The organism is Arthrobacter sp. Soil_C_60 (genome assembly GCF_057656375.1).
Genome location: NZ_JBDGKM010000003.1, coordinates 163,398 through 180,772, shown reverse-complemented (window position 1 = coordinate 180,772; position 17,375 = coordinate 163,398). Strand labels below are relative to the sequence as shown.

Sequence of the window (17,375 nt, the reverse complement as noted above, 5' to 3'; positions counted from 1 at the left end):
TGTCAAACTATCGACAGAAGTGTGTGAGCCATGCCACTCTTGGAGCGTGGGTGAAATCATCAGCAAACATGCCGGACCCGGCGCCCTGTCTTCGCCGGCAGGAACCGGTCCCGTCAGGCCGGAAGCCGGCCCTGTTCTGGAAGTCCGCGGACTGACCAAGAGCTTCTTCGGCATTCCCGTGCTCGAGGACGCGGCACTGAAACTCCATGCCGGCGAGGTACACGGGCTCGTCGGCGAAAACGGGGCCGGCAAGTCCACCCTGATGAAGGTCCTCGCCGGCGTCTACCAGCGCGATGCGGGCACGGTCCTGCTGGACGGCAAAGAGGTCCACTTCAGCCATCCCACCCAGGCCCACGAGGCAGGCCTCTCCACGGTCTTCCAGGAATTCAACCTGCTGCCGGACCGCACCGTGGCCGAAAACATCTACCTCGGCCGGGAACCGCGCAAGGGCCTGCTGGTCAACAAGGCCAGGATGAACGCCACCACCGCCGAGCTGCTCGAATCCCTGGGCATCACCAGCATCAAGCCGACGACGGCGGTGCGTTCCCTTTCCGTTGCGGAGCAGCAGATCGTCGAAATCGCCAAGGCCATCAGCTACGACGCGCGAATCATCTCCATGGACGAGCCCACCGCCGCGCTGGCCGGACCGGAGGTGGAACTGCTCTACCAGATCGTGCGCCGGCTGCAGGAACGCGGCACGGCCATCCTCTACGTCTCCCACCGGCTGCGCGAGATTTTCGATCTCTGCGACACCATTACGGTGCTCAAGGACGGGCGCATTGTGGACACCCGGCCCGCCGCGGAGCTCGACGACGCCTCCCTCGTCCGCCTCATGGTGGGACGCCCGATCTCCGCCTACTTCCCGGACAAACTCCCGCGCGACGAGGCCGACGAGCCGCTGACCGAGACCCCGCTGCTGGCACTGGACAACGCCGGCAACGACCAGCTGGACGACATCAGCCTGAGCATCGCGCCGGGCGAGATCGTCGGCGTCGCCGGGCTTCAGGGCTCGGGCCGGACGGAGCTGGTCCAGGGCATCTTCGGCGCGGCCCCCTTCACCCGGGGCACCATGCGGCTGGACGGCACGGAACTGCTGCCCAAGTCGCCCCGGCAGGCCATCCGGGCCCGGATCGCGCTGATCACCGAGGACCGCAAGGCGGAGGGCCTGAGCCTGAACCAGTCCATCCTGGACAACGCGCTGGGCGTCATCCGCTCCGTCTTCCCGCGCAGCACCGGCGCGGTCAAGCAGGACATTCCCGGCGTGTTCTCGGCGCTCGAAGTCATCGCCCGGGACCTGGACCAGGAGGTGCAGTACCTCTCCGGCGGCAACCAGCAAAAGGTGGTGCTGGCCAAGTGGCTCGCCATCAGCCCCCGCGTGGTCCTGCTGGACGAACCCACCCGCGGCATCGACGTCGGCGCCAAGATCGCGGTCTACCGCCTGATGCGCCAGCTCGCGGCCGAGGACAAGGCCGTCCTGATGGTCTCCAGCGAACTGCCCGAAGTCATCGGCATGTCGGACCGCATCATCGTCATGCGGGACGGCCGCATCGCCGGGGAACTGCCCGCCGGCGCCACCGAAGAACAGATCCTCCAGCTCGGTACGGGCGCGAGGCCGGCCGCCAACAGCACCAATAACGACGACGGCGCCCGCGCCGCCGGAAGCATCCAGGCCGAGGAAAGCAACGGAACCGGGGAGAGCGCATGAACAAGGCCAGCGGCGGCGGCAGCATTTTCAGCCGGCTGTCCTCCACCCACATCGTCTATCTGGTCGCCCTGCTGACCCTCGCCGTCGGATCCGTTCTCGTGGCCACCGCCGGACGCAGCTTCTTCAGCCCGGGCAATATCTCCAGCATCCTGACCGGCACCAGCGTGCTGGGCTTCATCGCAATCGGGCAGACCCTGGTCATCCTGGTCGGCAGCCTGGACCTGTCCGTCCCGTATGTCACCAGCCTCGCCAGCCTGATCGCCGCGGGAGTGATGGCGAACAACAGCGCCAACGTACTCGCCGGCGTGCTGCTGGCGCTGGGCGTTTCCGCCCTGATCGGCCTGTTCAACGGGCTCATCGTCTCCGGCCTGAAGGTGCATGGCTTCATTGCCACCCTCGGCATGGGGTTGATCATCAGTGGCTACCTGGCCACCAACTTCAAGGGCAGTTTCGGCCAGACGCCGTTTTCGTTCCGCCTGGTCGGTGCCACCGGACTGGGCCCGGTGCCCATCTCCACACTGATCATGCTCGCCTGCGCCGGCCTGGCCATGCTGCTGCTCCACCGCACCCGGGTAGGCCACCAGATCTACGCCGTCGGCGGCAATCCCAACGTCGCGAGGATGTCAGGCATCCGCATCCAGACGCCGGTCATCACCGCCCATGTCATCTGCTCGCTTATGGCCGGCATGGCGGGGCTGCTGCTGGCCAGCCGGCTCGGCGTCGGCAGCCCCACGGTGGGCTCCCAAGGCGGCTACGATCTGCTGTCCATCGCGGCGGTGGTGCTCGGCGGCACCCTGCTGGCTGGCGGCAAGGGCAGCATCACCGGCACCCTCGGCGGCGTCCTGATCTTCGCCATGATGGACAACATCATGTCGGTCATGCAGGTCAATCCGTTCCTCAAGGACGTGGTCCGCGGGATCGTGATCGTGGTGGCCGTGGCGGTCTATGCGCGGCGAAGGATTGTGAACCGGCCGCCGCGCTTCGGGCACGACGGACACAGCCGGCAGGAATTGCCCGGCGCCGAGGATCCCCAGGAGGTGCGGGCATGAGCCGGACCCTGACCCCGAGCGACCGCAGTGCGGTGCTGCAGCAGAACCGGGCCGGCCGCGGCGAACGCTTCCTGCGGGCCCTGCGCACCCCCGGCGGCGCCGTGTTCGTCCTGCTGGTCGCCCTGTTGGCGGCCATCATCGCAGTCAACCCGTCCTTCGGCGAACCCGATTCCTTCATCCGCTTCATCGGCCGCACTGCGCCCATCGCCATCGCCGCCATCGGGCAGTACTTCGTCATCGTCTCCGGCGAGTTCGATCTGTCCATGGGCTCCGTAGTCACCATGCAGGTGATCACCGCCGGCAACCTTATTGGCGACGACGACGCCAAGGTCGTCCCGGTCCTGCTGCTCATGTTCGTGCTGGGGGCTTTCATCGGGCTGGTCAACGGCCTGGTCACCACGCTGCTGCGGGTACCGAGCTTCATCGTCACGCTGGGCATGATGCTGGCCCTGCTGGGATTGGTGCTGTTCTGGACCGGCGGCGCCGCGCAGGGCAATCCGGCGGACAGCTTCCGGCAGATCGGCCGCGGCGGCATCGAGGGCGTGCCCGTGCTGGAGGTCATCCCCTATCCGGTGATCATTCTGGCCGCGGTGGCCGCACTGGCCTTCTGGCTGATGCGACGTCCCTACGGGCGCACCCTGATCGCAGCCGGCGACAACCCGACGGCGGCGGCGCTGACGGGAGCCCCGGTGTGGTGGATCAAGACCCGCGCCTTCATGCTCTCCTCGCTGGCGGCCACCGTTGCGGGCATCCTGCTGGTCGGCTATGCCGGTGTCCACCCGTCGGTCGGGCGAGGTTATGAGTTCACGGCGATCACCGCCGTCGTACTTGGCGGGGTTGTCCTCGGCGGCGGTCGCGGCTGGGTGCTTTCCGCCGCGGCCGGTGCGTTTGCGCTGGAGTCGCTGTTCACGCTGCTGAATTTCGTCGGCGTGCAGTCGACCTGGCGGGACAGCGTGCAGGGCGCCATCATCATCGTCGCCGTGGCGGCCGCCGCCAAGACCTGGCAGCGCAAACGCAAGGGCACGGCAGCGCCCGCGCACGAAGCGCCACCTCAACAGATCGAGCCGCCGCAACCGGCGCAGGCTGCCACCGCTGGCCCGGACTCCACAGCCACCGAACAACCCGAACATCACAACGGCACCACCGCCCGCTGAGGGCACCGAACAGGGAGGAAACAGATACTGATGCGCAATCAAAGTATCCGTACCGCGGTTACGCTCGCAGCGGCAACATCGTTGCTGGCGCTGACCGCCTGCACCACCGATCCATCCGTGACCGAGGACCCGGGCGGCAGTGCGGCGGCGTCGCCGGAGGCGACCGAGCAGGAGTGGTTCGACCAGGCGCTCTACGACGAACAGTTCGAACAGCGTACGGCGGAATTCGAGGGGGATCCGGAGCAGCCGTACCTGCAGTACATCGCCGGCGAGATGAAGGACACCTCGGACCTCGCCGTGGAGGGCGAGCAGAAGGTCTGCTTCGCCAACGCCTCCATTTCCAACCCGTGGCGGCAGACCGGCTGGATCACCATGAACCAGCAGCTCAAGGTGCTGCAGGACTCGGGCGTCATCTCCGAGATGGAGACGCGCGACGCGAAGGACAATGACAACACGCAGATCGCGGACATCGACTACTTCATCAACGAGGGCAACTGCGACGCGTTCATCATCTCGCCTAACTCCACTGCGGCCCTGACGCCGGCCGTGGAGCGCGCTTGCGACACGGGCAAGCCCGTGGTGGTCTTCGACCGCGGCGTGGAAACGGACTGCGCCACCACCTTCATCCATCCGATCGGCGGCTTCGCCTGGGGCATTGACACCGCAACGTTCCTCTCCGAGCGGCTGCAGGAGGGCGACAAGGTAGTGGCCCTACGCATCCTGCCCGGCGTGGACGTGCTGGAACACCGCTGGGCCGCGGCGGAGAAGATCTTCACCGAGAACGGGATCGAGGCCACGGACTACTTCACCGGTGCCGACCCGACCGAAATCAAGAAGATCATCTCCGACGAGCTGGCCACCGGGGACGTCCAGGGCGTCTGGATGGACGCCGGCGACGGCGCCGTGGCCGCGATCGAGGCCTTCGAGGACGCGGGCAAGGACCTGCCGGTAATGACCGGCGAGGACGAGATGAGCTTCCTGCGCAAGTGGCAGGAAACGGGCATCGAAGCGCTGGCCCCGGTCTACTCCAACTTCCAGTGGCGCACCCCGCTGCTGGCGCTGGACAAGATCTTCAAGGGCGAGGAAGTCCCGGCCGAGTGGGTGCTGCCGCAGGAGCCCATCCCCGCGGATGAACTCGACCAGTGGCTGGAGCTCAACGAGGGCATGCCGGACGGCCACTACGCCAAGTTCGGCGGAGAGGACCTGCCCGGCTACCCGGAGGTCTGGCAGGAACGCCAGATGCCCTGACCGTTCCCGGACAGGCTGCCGGCACGGCGGCGCCGCACTGAACCAGCACCATCCATGACAGCAAAGGAGGCAGGACATGGCAGACCGGCTCATCGGAGTGAACACCTGGGTGTGGGACTCCCCGCTGACCGACGCCAACCTGCCTCCTTTGCTGGAGAAGATCGCTGCGCTGGGCTTCGACGCGGTGGAGCTGCCGCTGGAAAACGCGGGCGACTTCACCGCCGCAACCGCCCGCGAGGCACTGGCGGCCACCGGACTGAAGCCCTTCATTGTGGGGGCGATGGCGCCGGGGCGGGATCTCGTCGCGGCGGACGCCGCCGCCGTAACCGCCACCCAGGACTACCTCGCCGCCTGCATCAGGATGGCGTACGACGTCGGGGCGCCGGCTGTGTGCGGACCGTTCTACTCCGCCACGGGGAGAGTATGGCGGCTGACCGAGGCCGAACGGGCAGCGGCGTACCGCGAGCTGCGCCGCAATCTGGCGCCGCTCGCCGCCGAGGCGGCGGAGGCCGGCGTCGTTCTTGGTATTGAACCGCTGAACCGGTACGAGACCTCGCTGGTAAATACCGTGGAGCAGGCGCTGGACGCGCTGGAACCGCTCCTGGGCCACGGCGTGGGGCTCGCGCTGGACAGCTACCACCTGAACATCGAGGAACGATCCAGCGCCGCAGCCATCCGCGCGGCCGGCCAGCACCTGGTACACCTGCAGGTCTGCGGAAATGACCGCGGGGCGCCGGGCGGGGACCAGACCAACTGGCCGGAACTGGTCAAGGCGCTGGACGACGTCGGCTACACCGGCCCGCTGAATATCGAGAGTTTTACCGCGGACAACGCCGCCATCGCCACCGCCGCGTCTATCTGGCGGCCGCTGGCGCCGAGCCAGGACCGGCTGGCCGCGGATGGACTGGCCTTTCTGCGCGGGCTGTGACGCGCACGTGAGAAGAGGAAAAAGATGACCGCAACCGTTCCGGATCCCGCTCCGGCGCGCTCCCCTGCCGCGGCCACCCCGGCGGCTCCGTTGGGGGTAGCCGTACTGGGGTATTCGTTCATGGGCAAGGCGCACTCCAACGCCTGGCGCAACGTGGGCGCGTTCTACGACACTCCCCCGGTGGCCCGGCAGGTGCTGGTGGGACGGGACCAGGACCAGTTGAATGCCGCCGCGCAGCGCTATGGCTGGGCCGAAACGGCCACCGACTGGCGCGCGGTGCTGGCGCGGGACGACGTGCAGATTGTGGACATCTGCACGCCCGGGCATCTGCATGCCGAACAGGCCATCGCGGCGCTGGAGGCGGGCAAGCATGTGCTGGTGGAGAAGCCGCTGGCCAACTCGGTGGCCGAGGCCGAAAAGATGGCCGCCGCAGCCCGCGAGGCCGCCTCCCGGGGCGTCATCGCGATGACCGGTTTCACGTACCGGCGGATTCCGGCCCTGGTGCTGGCGCGGCAGCTGATCGCGGACGGGAAGCTGGGGCAGGTCCGGCAGGTGCGCGTGTCCTACCTGCAGGACTGGCTCGCGGACGAGGCCGCGCCGATGACCTGGCGGCTGCGGAAGGAAACCGCCGGCTCCGGCGCCATGGGCGACCTCGCTTCGCACGCCGTCGACCAGGTGCAGTTCCTGCTCGGCGAGCGCGTGGCCAGCGTCTCCGCCACCATCAACACGTTTGTTCCGCAGCGCACCGGCCCCAACGGCCCGGAGCCGGTGACGGTGGACGATGCCGCCTGGGCCACGCTGCGGCTGCCGTCCGGCGCCGTTGCCAGCGTGGAGGTCAGCAGGTTCGCCACCGGCCGGCGCAACGCATTGGAGATCGAGGTCTACGGCTCGGGCGGGCACCTGCGCTTCGACCTGGAGAACTTGAACGAACTGCATTATTACGACGCCGGCGCACCGGCAGCGCTGCAGGGTTCGGCGCGGATTCTGGTCACCGACGCGGAGCACCCCTACCTTGGCGCGTGGTGGCCGCCCGGACATATCCTCGGCTGGGACCACGCCTTCACCTCGCAGGCTGCGGACTTCCTGACCGCCATCCGGACCGGCAGCCCGCCCGCGGCATCCTTCGACGACGGCCTGGCCGTGCAGCGGGTGCTCGACGCAATGGAACGCAGCGCCGCCCAGGCAAGCACCGCCGTCGTTATTTGATCCTTAAGTCCAGACAGAAAGCGAGCAGTCATGGCACGCAACTACACGCTCTTCACCGGCCAGTGGGCGGATCTGCCCTTCGAAAAGGTGGCCGAACTGGCGGCCGGATGGGGTTACGACGGCCTGGAGATCGCCGTGTCCGGGGACCATCTGGACGCGTGGCGCTGGGACGACGACGCCTACATCCAGGACCGGCTGGACATCCTGGCGCGCAACGGCCTGAAGGTCTGGGCGATCTCCAACCACTTGAAGGGGCAGGCGGTGTGCGATGACCCGATCGACTTCCGGCACCGGGACATCGTGGGCCCGCGGGTGTGGGGCGACGGCCATCCGCAGGGCGTCCGCGAGCGCGCCGCGGAGGAAATGAAGCTCACCGCGCGGCTGGCGCAGCGGCTCGGCGTGCAGACCGTGGTGGGGTTCACCGGCTCGTCCATCTGGCAATACGTGGCGATGTTCCCGCCGGTGCCCGCCGAGGTGATCGAGGCCGGTTACCGGGACTTCGCGGACCGCTGGAACCCGATCCTGGATGTATTCGACGAGTGCGGGGTCAGGTTCGCGCACGAGATCCACCCGTCCGAAATCGCGTACGACTACTGGTCCACGGTGCAGGCGCTGGAGGCGATCGGCCACCGCGAGGCCTTCGGGATCAACTGGGACCCCAGCCACATGATGTGGCAGGACATCGACCCGGTCTCGCTGATCTGGGACTTCAAGGACCGGATCTACCATGTGGACTGCAAGGACACGAAGCTGCGGATCACCGGCCGCAACACCCGGCTGGGTTCGCACCTGCCGTGGGGTGATCCGCGCCGCGGCTGGGACTTCGTCTCGGCCGGGCGGGGCGATGTCCCGTGGGAAGCGAGCTTCCGTGCGCTGAACGCCATCGGGTACGACGGCCCGATCAGCGTGGAATGGGAAGACGCCGGAATGGACCGGCTGCGCGGCGCGCCGGAAGCGCTGGCGTTCCTGAAGCAGTTCGACTTCACCCGGCCCGAGGCTTCCTTCGACTCCGCCTTCAAACAGTGACGGGCACCGGCTGATCCTGGCGCGGGCAACACGCCGGAAACAGAGTGCAGGTAGGCTGGCTCCATGCGTGAACTCCAGGTGAAAATCATTGCTGAAATGGGCGTCCGGCCCACCATTGATCCCGCTGAGGAAACCCGCCGACGGGTCACTTTCCTGAAGGACTATCTGAAGGCCAGCCGCACCAAGGGCTTTGTCCTGGGCATCAGCGGCGGACTGGACTCCACCGTGGCCGGCAAGCTGGCCCAGCTGGCCGTCGACGAGCTCGAAGCCGAAGGCGTGGAGGCCAATTTCGTGGCGGTCCGCCTGCCCTACAACGTGCAGCATGACGAGGACGACGCGCAGGCGGCGCTGAAGTTCATCGACCCGAAGACGTCGTGGACCTTCGACGTGGCTCCGGCTGTGGACGGATTCGAAACCGAATTCACCACCACCACCGGCGAAAAGATCACCGACTTCAACAAGGGCAACATCAAGGCCCGGACCCGGATGATCGCCCAGTACGCCCTGGCCGGACAGCACAACTACCTGGTCATCGGCACCGACCACGGCGCGGAATCGGTCACCGGCTTCTTCACCAAATTCGGCGACGGCGGCGCGGACATCCTGCCGCTGTTCGGCCTGAACAAGCGGCAGAACCGCCAGCTGCTGGAGCACCTCGGCGCGGAGGAGCGGCTCTACAAGAAGGCACCGACGGCGGACCTGCTTGATGACCAGCCGGGCCGCACGGACGAGGACGAGCTCGGCCTCTCCTACGACCACATTGACGACTACCTCGAGGGCCGCGAGGTTCCGGAAGGAGTAGCCGAGGCGATCGAGCACCGGTATCTGGTCACCCGGCACAAGCGCACGGTCCCGGTGACCATCGCGGACGACTGGTGGCGGAACTAAGCTCCGGGCTGGCCGGCTACCTCGCCCTGCTGGTCGAATCGTCCCACGCCGCCGGTCCCGGCGCCCGATGAACAACAGGGCTGCCAGTTCGGTAACGTAGTGAGCGTGAAGATTGCTACGTGGAATGTTAACTCGATCCGTGCCCGCGCCGACCGTATCGAGGCATGGTTGCTGCGCTCCGACGTGGATGTGGTGGCCATCCAGGAAACCAAAGCCACCGATGAGAACTTTCCCTGGGAGCTGTTCGAAAACAACGGCTACGAGGTGGCCCACTTCGGGCTGAACCAGTGGAACGGCGTCGCCATCGCCTCCCGGGTGGGGCTCGACGACGTGGAGCGCACCTTTATGGACCAGCCGCACTTCGGCAAGACCGATGACGCCGTCCACGCCGAAGCCCGCGCCATCGCGGCGACCTGCGCCGGCGTCCGGATCTGGAGCCTGTATGTGCCGAACGGCCGGGCGCGGAACGACCCGCACATGGCGTACAAACTGCAGTGGCTGGACGTGCTCAAGAAACACGCCGCGGACTGGCTGCAGGCGGACCCGCAGGCACAGATCGCCCTGACCGGGGACTGGAACATCGCCCCGCGGGACGAGGACGTGTGGGACATCGAAAAGTTCCAGCGCGAAGAACTGACCCACGTCAGCGAGCCCGAGCGGGCCGCCTTCCGTGCCTTCGAGGAGGCCGGCTACATCGACGTCGTCCGCCCGATCCACCCCGGCCCGGGCACCTACACGTACTGGGACTACACCCAGTTGCGCTTCCCGAAGAAGGAAGGCATGCGGATCGACTTTGTGCTGGCCTCGCCGGCGCTGGCCTCGCGCGTGACGGATGCGATCATCGACCGCGAGGAGCGCAAGGGCAAGGGCGCCTCCGACCACGCGCCCGTGATTGTGGAACTGGACTAATGATGACCAGCTTCCCGTACGTTTCCTACCTTCGGGTCTTCGAGCCCCTGGATGCGTTCTCCGATGAAGAGCAGCTGCTCATCATGGAACAGCGCAGCCGGGACCGCCGGATCACCGAGGAGCTGGACCGCGGGGAGTCGCTGCGCCGCATCACGCGGACGGTCTCCGACCCGTTCCCGCACGACAGCGAGGATCTGGTGCGGGTGCTGCACTACCCGTCGCCGGAGGGCCTGACCACGCCGTACTACTGCCCCAACCAGCTGGCCGTGCGCAGCACCCTGGCGGCCGAGTCCATTTCGCACAGCCTGCATAACCCGCTGCTGGGCTTGTTGCTGCCGGAAGCGGCGCGGGATGCCCAGCAGCAGCGGCTGGATCCGGACACCTTCGCGGACTCGCTGGCCAAGCTGCACACCAGAAGTTCCACCTGGGGCATCCCGTTCGGCTGGTTTGTCCTCTTCCGCGAAGACGACCATGCCGAGGTGATCGAAGGCCGCCACGGCGTGGAAACCGTGCGGCTGAGCGCGCCGCTGATGCAGTGCATCGACCGCGCCCGGTATGCCGCGGCCAGCCTCGCGGTGGCGGCGCCGGGACTTGACCTGCTCGACGAACTCACCGAGATCACGGAGTGGATGGAGACGTTCACGCTGACGGGCATGTTGGAACTGGACTACGGCCGCGTGGCGGACATGGTCTACCCGGACGATTCGCCCTCCGATGTCCAGGCCGGCATCGAGTCGCTGGCCGAGGGCGACATGACCGGGGCGGCTGCCGCCTACCGGCGCCTGGCCACGCGATGGATCAAGATCCGGCAGCTGGCACGCGCCTCCTGAGCCTTCGGGGTCTTCAGACCTCGGCGGCCTTGCCTTCCAGGACCGCCCGTTCACGGTCGTTCCGGGCCAAGGCCGCGGCCACCGTAAACTCCGCGCGGGCCTCCTCCCGCCGGCCGAGCCGGGCCAGCAGTTCGCCGCGGACGCTGGGCAGCAGGTGCGATCCGCGCAACGCACCGTCGGAACTGAGCCGGTCCACGATGGCAAGCGCCGTTGCCGGCCCGGTAGCCATGGACACGGCCACGGCGCGGTTGAGTTCCACCACCGGGCTCGGCGCGATCCGGCCGAGCGCCTCGTACAGCAGCACAATGGCGGGCCAATCGGTCTCATCGACGCTCGCCGCGAAGGCGTGGCACTGGGCTATCGCGGCCTGCAGGGCGTAGATGTTCCTCCCCCGGCCCAACGCATCGGCCCGGGCCAGGGCGGCTTCGCCCCGCCTCATCTGGGCCCGGTCCCACCGGCTCCGGTCCTGGTCTGCCAGCAGGACCGGAGTCCCGTCCGGCCGGGTGCGGGCGGCGAAACGGGAGGCCTGGAACTCCATGAGCGCCACCAAGGCATGGGCCTCGGGCTCACGCGGCACCAGCCCGGCGAGGATGCGGCCGATCCGCAGCGCCTCGTTGGCGAGATCCGGCCGCATCCAGCGGTCGCCCGACGTCGCCGCATACCCCTCGGTAAACATGAGGTATACAACGCCGAGAACGGCCCCGAGCCGTTCGCCCCACTCGTTCGGTTCCGGGACCTCGAAGGGCACCCGGGCGGCCGCGAGGGTCTTCTTGGCCCGCACGATCCGCTGCTGGACAGTGGCGACGGGCACCAGGAACAGCCGCGCGATCTCCTCCGTGGTCAAGCTGCCGACGATCCGCAGCGTCAAGGCCACCTGGGCCTCGCGCGAGAGGACGGGGTGGCAGGCGGTGAACACCAGCCGCAGCACGTCGTCGTCCAGCGGTTCCCACGCCACCGCGTCCTCGTCCTGCAGCCCGCGGGCGATGTCGAGGTAGCGCTCATCGAGCCGCGCGGCCCGGCGCCACCCGTCGATGGCCTTGCGTTTGGCCACCGTGGTGAGCCAGGCGCCGGGGCTGCGCGGAATGCCGGATCCCGGCCACTGGGTCAGGGCATCGGCCACGGCCTCCTGGGCCAGATCCTCCGCGAGCCCGACATCCCCGGTCGCCCGCGCCAGGACCGCAACGATCCGTGCGCCTTCGATCCGCCACAGCGCATCAATCCGGCGTCGGACCCCGTCCGCCCCCTCCGCACCAGTCACGGCGGGCTCCCGGCCCGGGGCTTGTCCTAGCCGTTCTCGCTGTTCAGGTCCGCTTCCTGCTTGCGCCATTCGGATTCCTTTTGGATGTATTCGTTGTCGGCAAAGTCGGCGAAATCTGCCTCTTCGGTGATCCGGCGGACTTCGAGCTTGGAACCTGGACCAAGCGGGCAGCGGCTCGCCCACTCGACTGCCTCTTCCTTGGACGAGACCTGGATGATCCAGAACCCGTTGAACAGCTCATGGGTCTCGCCGTAGGGGCCGTCCGTAACAACGGGCGGCTCACTCGAGAAGTCGACAACGAAGTTCGCGTCCTCGGACACGTCGGCCAGACCGTCCCCGCCCAGCATGACTCCGGCCTTGATGAGCGACTCGTTGTAGGCGCCCATCTCGTTGATTATCTCCTCGAAAGGGATCTCCTTGGAGGCCTCAAGAGCTTCGGCGGTGCTGCGCATGATGAACATGTATTTCATGGTTCTCTCCTTGTTTGATGAAGGCGCCGTGCGCGTCCTTCTACTATTGCGTCGAACAGGGCACGGGGGAATCGACACGGCGCCGAAAATTTCTTTGACATCTTTGCGTCGCCGTCTCGTTGCCCACGCCGGACAATGATTACGACGACGGCGGCGGCGCCGTGGAGCGGCGGATGATCATTTCATGCGGCTGGAAGGGCGGCGTGGCCAGCCTTGGCGCCCCCTGCAGTTCGCCCAGCAGGAGTCCCGCCGCATAGCTGCCCTGGTTCTCGGGGCTTTGGCGCACCGTTGTCAGTCCCATGGGCTCGGCGAATTCGTGGTCGTCGATTCCGATCACGGACAGTTCCTCGGGGACGCGGATCCCGCGCTCCTGTGCGGCCACCAGCACGCCGAAGGCCATCTCGTCCGAGGAGGCGAAGACGGCGGTGGGGCGCTCCCCCGGCTGGTCGAAGAGCCGGGCGGCTGCCAGCTTGGACTCCAGGAACCTGAACTCTCCGGTGATCACCCACTGGGGTCTGGCCTCCAGCCCGTGGCGTTCCAGCGCAGCCCGGTAGGCTTCCTCGCGCTGCTGCGGGACAGCGAACTCGATCCCGTACTCACCGCCTCCGCGCACATGGGCGATCCGGGTGTGGCCCAGGCCGATCAGGTACTCCATGGCATCCGTGGCCGCCCCGCCGTCCTCGATGCTGACATTGCGCAGCCCGTCCACGTATCCGCCGATGGTGACATTGGGATAGTCCAGCTGCTGCAGCGCCGCCAGTTCTTCGGGGGTGAGCTCCATGCACATGACCAGCAGCGCATCGATCCGTTTGCGCAGCATGGAGCGGTGGAAAACCCGGTCCCGGTTCAGGCCGGTGCCGCCGAGGCTGAAGACCACCATGTCATAGCCGGCGGCCCGCAGCGCCCGATCAACGCCCTCCAGTGCGGAGGAAAAATACCACCGGTCAATCAGCGGAAGCAGGACACCCATGGCCATGGTCCGTCCGGAGGCCAGGTGCGCGGCCGACGACGAGGCAACATAGCCGAGCTCTTCCGCCTTCGCCAGCACCTTGCCGCGCGTGGCTGCCGAGACCCCGGGCAATCCGCGCAGCGCACGGGAGACCGTGGCCGTCGATACGCCCAGTGCCCGGGCGACGTCGTCGATCCCGGTCATGGCAGCCTCACCCCTTGAGGCCACCTGCGAGCAGGCCGCGGACAAAGTAGCGCTGCAGGCCGAAGAACACCGCCAGCGGAATGATCATAGAGACGAAAGCGCCCGCGGTGAGCCGGTGCCATTCGTTGCCCCGTGTGCCCGTCAGCTCGGCCAGCCGCTGCGTAATCGGGGCGACATCCGCGGTGCCACCGGAGAAGACCAGCGCCACCAGGAGATCGTTCCACACCCACAGGAACTGGAAGATGCCGAAGGAGGCAATCGCCGGCACCGAAAGCGGCAGAATGATCCGCCAGAAGATGGTGGCGTGGCCCGCGCCGTCCACGCGTGCCGCCTCGATCACCTCGCCCGGGATCTCGGAGATGAAGTTGTGCAGCAGGAAGATGGCCAGCGGCAGGGCGAAGATGGTGTGCGCTATCCACAGCTGCGCGTAGGTACCCGCGGGCAGCAGCTGGAATTCGCCGATTTTAAGGTTGATGAACAGGGACAGCAGCGGAATGAGGGCCATCTGCAGCGGAACGATCTGCAGGGCGAAGACGAAAATGAACAGCGTATCTTTGCCCCTGAACCTGCCCCAGGCGAAGATGTAGGCCGCCATGGATGCGAGCACCAGCGGGAAGATGGTTCCCGGGATGACGATGGCCAGCGAGTTCAGGAAATACTGGCCCAGGTTGGGCGAAGAGCTTCTGCCCGAGGCCAGCACGTCGCCGTAGTTCTCCAGGGTGAACTGGAAGTCGCCGAGGAAGTTCCACCAGCCGCTGTTCTGGATGCTGTCTTCGGGCCGGAAGGAGGAGATAAACAGCCCGAAGGTCGGGATGGTCCAGATGGTGGCGATGATGATGGCGGCCGCCGTGGCGCCGCGGGAAGTCAGCCGCTGCCGAACCCGTCGGGCCATGGGCTCCGGCCGGCGGGACTCGATGGCATCTTCGGTCGCCACCGCCGTCGCCGCGGAAGCATCTGCTGGTATGGCGCTCATCGGATCTCCCTCTGCATCTTCAGCTGCCGTGCGTTGTAGACGACGATCGGCAGGACCATCAGGAACAGCACGAGCGCGAGCGCGGCACCGCGGCCGGGCTCGTTGGCGCGGAACGCCTGGGTGTACATCTCGTTGGCGATGACCGAGGTTTCGAAGTTGCCGGCGGTCATGGTCCGGACAATATCGAAAACTTTCAGTGTGCCGATCGTAATGGTGGTGATCACGACGATCAGCGCGCCGCGGATGGACGGGATGGTGATATTGCGGAACTGCTGCCAGGCGCTGGCACCGTCCAGCCGTGCCGCCTCGACAATCTCGTTCGGGATGCCCTTGATCGCCGCGGACAGGATGACCATGGCAAAGCCGGTCTGGATCCAGATCATCACCGCGATCAGGAAGAAGGTGTTCTCCGGGGCGTCCAGCAGGAACTGTTTGGGCTCGCTGCCGAACCACACCAGGATCTGGTTGAGCAGGCCGATCTGTTCCTGCTCCGCGCCGCGGTAGGCGTACATGAACCGCCAGATCACGCCCGCACCGACCATCGAGATGGCCATCGGCATGAAGACCAGCGCCTTCAGGCCCTTTTCGCCCCGGGCCCTGTCGATAAAGACCGCATAAGCGAGCCCTATGCCGGTCGAGAGCAGCGGCACCAGGATGACCCAGAGCACCGTATTGCGCAGCGTGACCAGGGCCTCGGGCTGCGTGAACATCCAGACGAAGTTGTCCAGCCCGTTGGGGTCGCCATTGCGGTCTGTGAAGGCCAGGAAGGCCGTCAGTACGGCCGGGCCGACCAGTCCGATAGCCAGCAGAATTGTCGCCGGGGCAAGGAATCCGATGATCGTGGCCTTGTCCCGGAACGACTTTGGCGCCCTGTCGACCAGCAACATGATCAGGCCGATGATCGCGGCGAAGATGGCAAGGGCAATCACCACCTGGAAAAACTTCTCGCCAAGACCCTCCATGGCGCAGCCTCCTTGATGCGGGGAATGAAGCGGATAAGGCCCGGCCGGCGCAGCTGTTCAGGCGGGCCGGCCGGGCCCGTGGACTCAGTTACTCACTGGGCCAGCTCGACTCGATGGAATCCAGCACTTCCTCGGTGGACTTGCCGTTGATCCACTCGACGATGCCGCTCCAGAAGGAGTTGGCTCCGACCGCTCCGGGCATCAGGTCCGAGGCGTCGAAGCGGAACACCGTGTTTTCATCCTGCAGCAGCTCGATGGACTGCCGGTCCAGCGGGTTCTGTGCCAGCGACGGATCCAGGCCCTTGTTAGCGCTGATGGCCGCTCCCTGCTGCACGCGGTTGTTGGCGAATTCCGCCGAGGCCATGTACTGCTGGAACGCCGAAACTTCTTCGCGGTCCGCGTAAGCAGCAACGAATTCGCCGCCACCGGTGATTGCGCCTGCGCCGGCTTCCTCACCCGGGGTGATGAAGGCCCAGACGTCGCCGTCCTCGGCCACGGTGGTGCCCTCCGGCCAGTTGGCTGCCTGGAAGGTGGCCTGGTGGTGCATGGCGCAACTGCCGTCGAGCACCGGCTGGCCGCCCTCTTCGACCGTGGTGGAGAGGATGGAGCGGACGTCGCCGAAGCCGCCGTTGACGTAGTCCGGGTTCTTGACGATGTCGCCCACGGCGTTGAACGCATCGGCGATCTGCGGGTCGTTGAACGGGATCTCGTGGCTGATCCACTGGTCGTAGACCTCGGGGCCGGCCTGGCGCAGCACGGCGTCCTCGATCCAGTCCGTGCCCGGCCAGCCGGTGGCCTCACCGGCTTCGAAACCGGCGCACCAGGGCTTCATGGTGCCCTCGTCCGCAATGGCCTGTGACAGGGTCATCATTTCGTCCCAGGTCTGCGGGACTTCCCAACCCTTCTCCTCGAAGGTGGACGGTACATACCAGACGTACCCCTTGACGCTGGCCAGCATCGGAGCGGCGTAGAACGTGCCGTCCACGGTTCCGTAGCCCTTCCAGTCCTCGGACCAGTTTTCATCCACGAGTGCTTCGACTTCCGCCGGAGCCGGCTTCAGATAGCCCGCCCGGGCATGGGCGGCAAGGAGGCCGGGCTGCGGAATGATGGCAACGTCCGGCGGATTTCCGGCCTGGGCGCGCACCCCGATCTGGGTCTCGAACTCGTTGGAGCCTTCGTACACCACGTCGATCCCGGTGCATTCTTCGAAGTCCACCCAGGAGTTTTCGAGGCGCTCCCCTTCGAGGTCGGTGATGGTTGAGTAGACGCTTACCTCGGCACCGTCGAACGTTCCGTAGGTCTCGTAGGTACTGCAGTCCGCTGCTGCCTCCGAGCCCCCTCCTCCCTCTTCCGCGCCGCCGCCTGGGCCGCAGGCGGAAAGGGTGAGGGCCAGCGCACTGAGCGTTGCCAACGGCAGAACTGCCTTTTTCGAGCGGACAAATCCCATGATGTGACTCCTTTGTCAGGTGGCCGCGAGTGAACTGGACAAAGCAGCAGTAAGCCACCAGGTGTGGATCGGGTATCTGAAACGTAAACGCTTACGCTGCGCAAGACAAGAACGTTTTACCGACCGGTAGGCTTTGATGCCGAATTGTGATCCAACCCACCCGAACTGG

The 17,375-nt window shown here is 66.7% G+C and carries 16 protein-coding genes; 10 read left to right on the top strand and 6 right to left on the bottom strand.

Translation table 11 applies throughout. The annotated features are described in order from the left end of the window. Positions 1-46: 46 nt before the first annotated feature. From AC3A4M_RS07675 to AC3A4M_RS07630, 10 genes are all read left to right on the top strand, one after another. Entirely contained in the window at positions 47-1,705 is a 1,659-nt protein-coding gene (locus tag AC3A4M_RS07675) for a sugar ABC transporter ATP-binding protein (RefSeq protein ID WP_498735011.1), read from the top strand. After that, on the top strand, positions 1,702-2,754 hold the full coding sequence (locus tag AC3A4M_RS07670; protein WP_498735010.1) for an ABC transporter permease: 1,053 nt from the start codon (positions 1,702-1,704) through the stop codon (positions 2,752-2,754). Before AC3A4M_RS07675 ends, AC3A4M_RS07670 begins: the two co-directional genes overlap by 4 nt. Then, positions 2,751-3,908 (top strand): ABC transporter permease, encoded by a 1,158-nt coding sequence (locus AC3A4M_RS07665; protein WP_498733612.1) that lies wholly within the window; start codon positions 2,751-2,753, stop codon positions 3,906-3,908. The genes AC3A4M_RS07670 and AC3A4M_RS07665 overlap by 4 nt, the downstream gene beginning before the upstream one ends. A 30-nt stretch (positions 3,909-3,938) precedes the next feature. Further along, complete coding sequence (locus AC3A4M_RS07660) at positions 3,939-5,156, top strand: substrate-binding domain-containing protein (RefSeq protein WP_498735009.1); 1,218 nt, start codon at positions 3,939-3,941, stop codon at positions 5,154-5,156. A 76-nt stretch (positions 5,157-5,232) separates the two neighbouring features. Next, positions 5,233-6,084 carry a sugar phosphate isomerase/epimerase family protein gene (locus AC3A4M_RS07655; protein ID WP_498735008.1) on the top strand — a complete coding sequence of 284 codons (852 nt, stop codon included), beginning with the start codon at positions 5,233-5,235 and terminating at the stop codon, positions 6,082-6,084. A gap of 24 nt (positions 6,085-6,108) precedes the next feature. Continuing rightward, positions 6,109-7,290, top strand: coding sequence for a Gfo/Idh/MocA family protein (locus AC3A4M_RS07650; RefSeq protein ID WP_498735007.1), 1,182 nt, complete (start codon positions 6,109-6,111; stop codon positions 7,288-7,290). 30 nt (positions 7,291-7,320) lie between these two features. Then, positions 7,321-8,316, top strand: coding sequence for a sugar phosphate isomerase/epimerase family protein (locus AC3A4M_RS07645; RefSeq protein WP_498735005.1), 996 nt, complete (start codon positions 7,321-7,323; stop codon positions 8,314-8,316). A gap of 63 nt (positions 8,317-8,379) precedes the next feature. Continuing rightward, positions 8,380-9,204, top strand: a complete 825-nt coding sequence (gene nadE / locus AC3A4M_RS07640) for an NAD(+) synthase (RefSeq protein ID WP_498735003.1) — start codon at positions 8,380-8,382, stop codon at positions 9,202-9,204. A 105-nt stretch (positions 9,205-9,309) separates the two neighbouring features. Continuing rightward, entirely contained in the window at positions 9,310-10,113 is an 804-nt protein-coding gene (locus tag AC3A4M_RS07635; RefSeq protein WP_139003923.1) for an exodeoxyribonuclease III, read from the top strand. A 2-nt stretch (positions 10,114-10,115) separates the two neighbouring features. Next, positions 10,116-10,943, top strand: coding sequence for a DUF8083 family protein (locus tag AC3A4M_RS07630; protein WP_264667971.1), 828 nt, complete (start codon positions 10,116-10,118; stop codon positions 10,941-10,943). Between the two features lie 13 nt (positions 10,944-10,956). On the opposite strand, the gene AC3A4M_RS07625 is transcribed toward AC3A4M_RS07630, so the two are convergent. From AC3A4M_RS07625 to AC3A4M_RS07600, 6 genes are all read right to left on the bottom strand, one after another. Beyond that, on the bottom strand, positions 10,957-12,201 hold the full coding sequence (locus AC3A4M_RS07625; protein WP_498735002.1) for an RNA polymerase sigma factor: 1,245 nt from the start codon (positions 12,199-12,201) through the stop codon (positions 10,957-10,959). A 26-nt stretch (positions 12,202-12,227) separates the two neighbouring features. Further along, positions 12,228-12,671: a YciI family protein gene (locus AC3A4M_RS07620; protein ID WP_498735001.1), complete on the bottom strand. Its 444-nt coding sequence runs from the start codon at positions 12,669-12,671 to the stop codon at positions 12,228-12,230. Between the two features lie 139 nt (positions 12,672-12,810). Further along, positions 12,811-13,824, bottom strand: a complete 1,014-nt coding sequence (locus tag AC3A4M_RS07615) for a LacI family DNA-binding transcriptional regulator (RefSeq protein WP_498734999.1) — start codon at positions 13,822-13,824, stop codon at positions 12,811-12,813. 7 nt (positions 13,825-13,831) lie between these two features. Continuing rightward, positions 13,832-14,797 carry a carbohydrate ABC transporter permease gene (locus tag AC3A4M_RS07610; protein WP_498734998.1) on the bottom strand — a complete coding sequence of 322 codons (966 nt, stop codon included), beginning with the start codon at positions 14,795-14,797 and terminating at the stop codon, positions 13,832-13,834. Continuing rightward, the gene (locus AC3A4M_RS07605) at positions 14,794-15,759 is read right to left on the bottom strand and encodes a carbohydrate ABC transporter permease (protein ID WP_498734997.1); all 966 of its coding nucleotides are present in this window, start codon (positions 15,757-15,759) and stop codon (positions 14,794-14,796) included. The genes AC3A4M_RS07610 and AC3A4M_RS07605 overlap by 4 nt, the downstream gene beginning before the upstream one ends. 88 nt (positions 15,760-15,847) lie before the next feature. Then, on the bottom strand, positions 15,848-17,206 hold the full coding sequence (locus AC3A4M_RS07600) for an ABC transporter substrate-binding protein (RefSeq protein WP_498733592.1): 1,359 nt from the start codon (positions 17,204-17,206) through the stop codon (positions 15,848-15,850). Positions 17,207-17,375 lie beyond the last annotated feature (169 nt).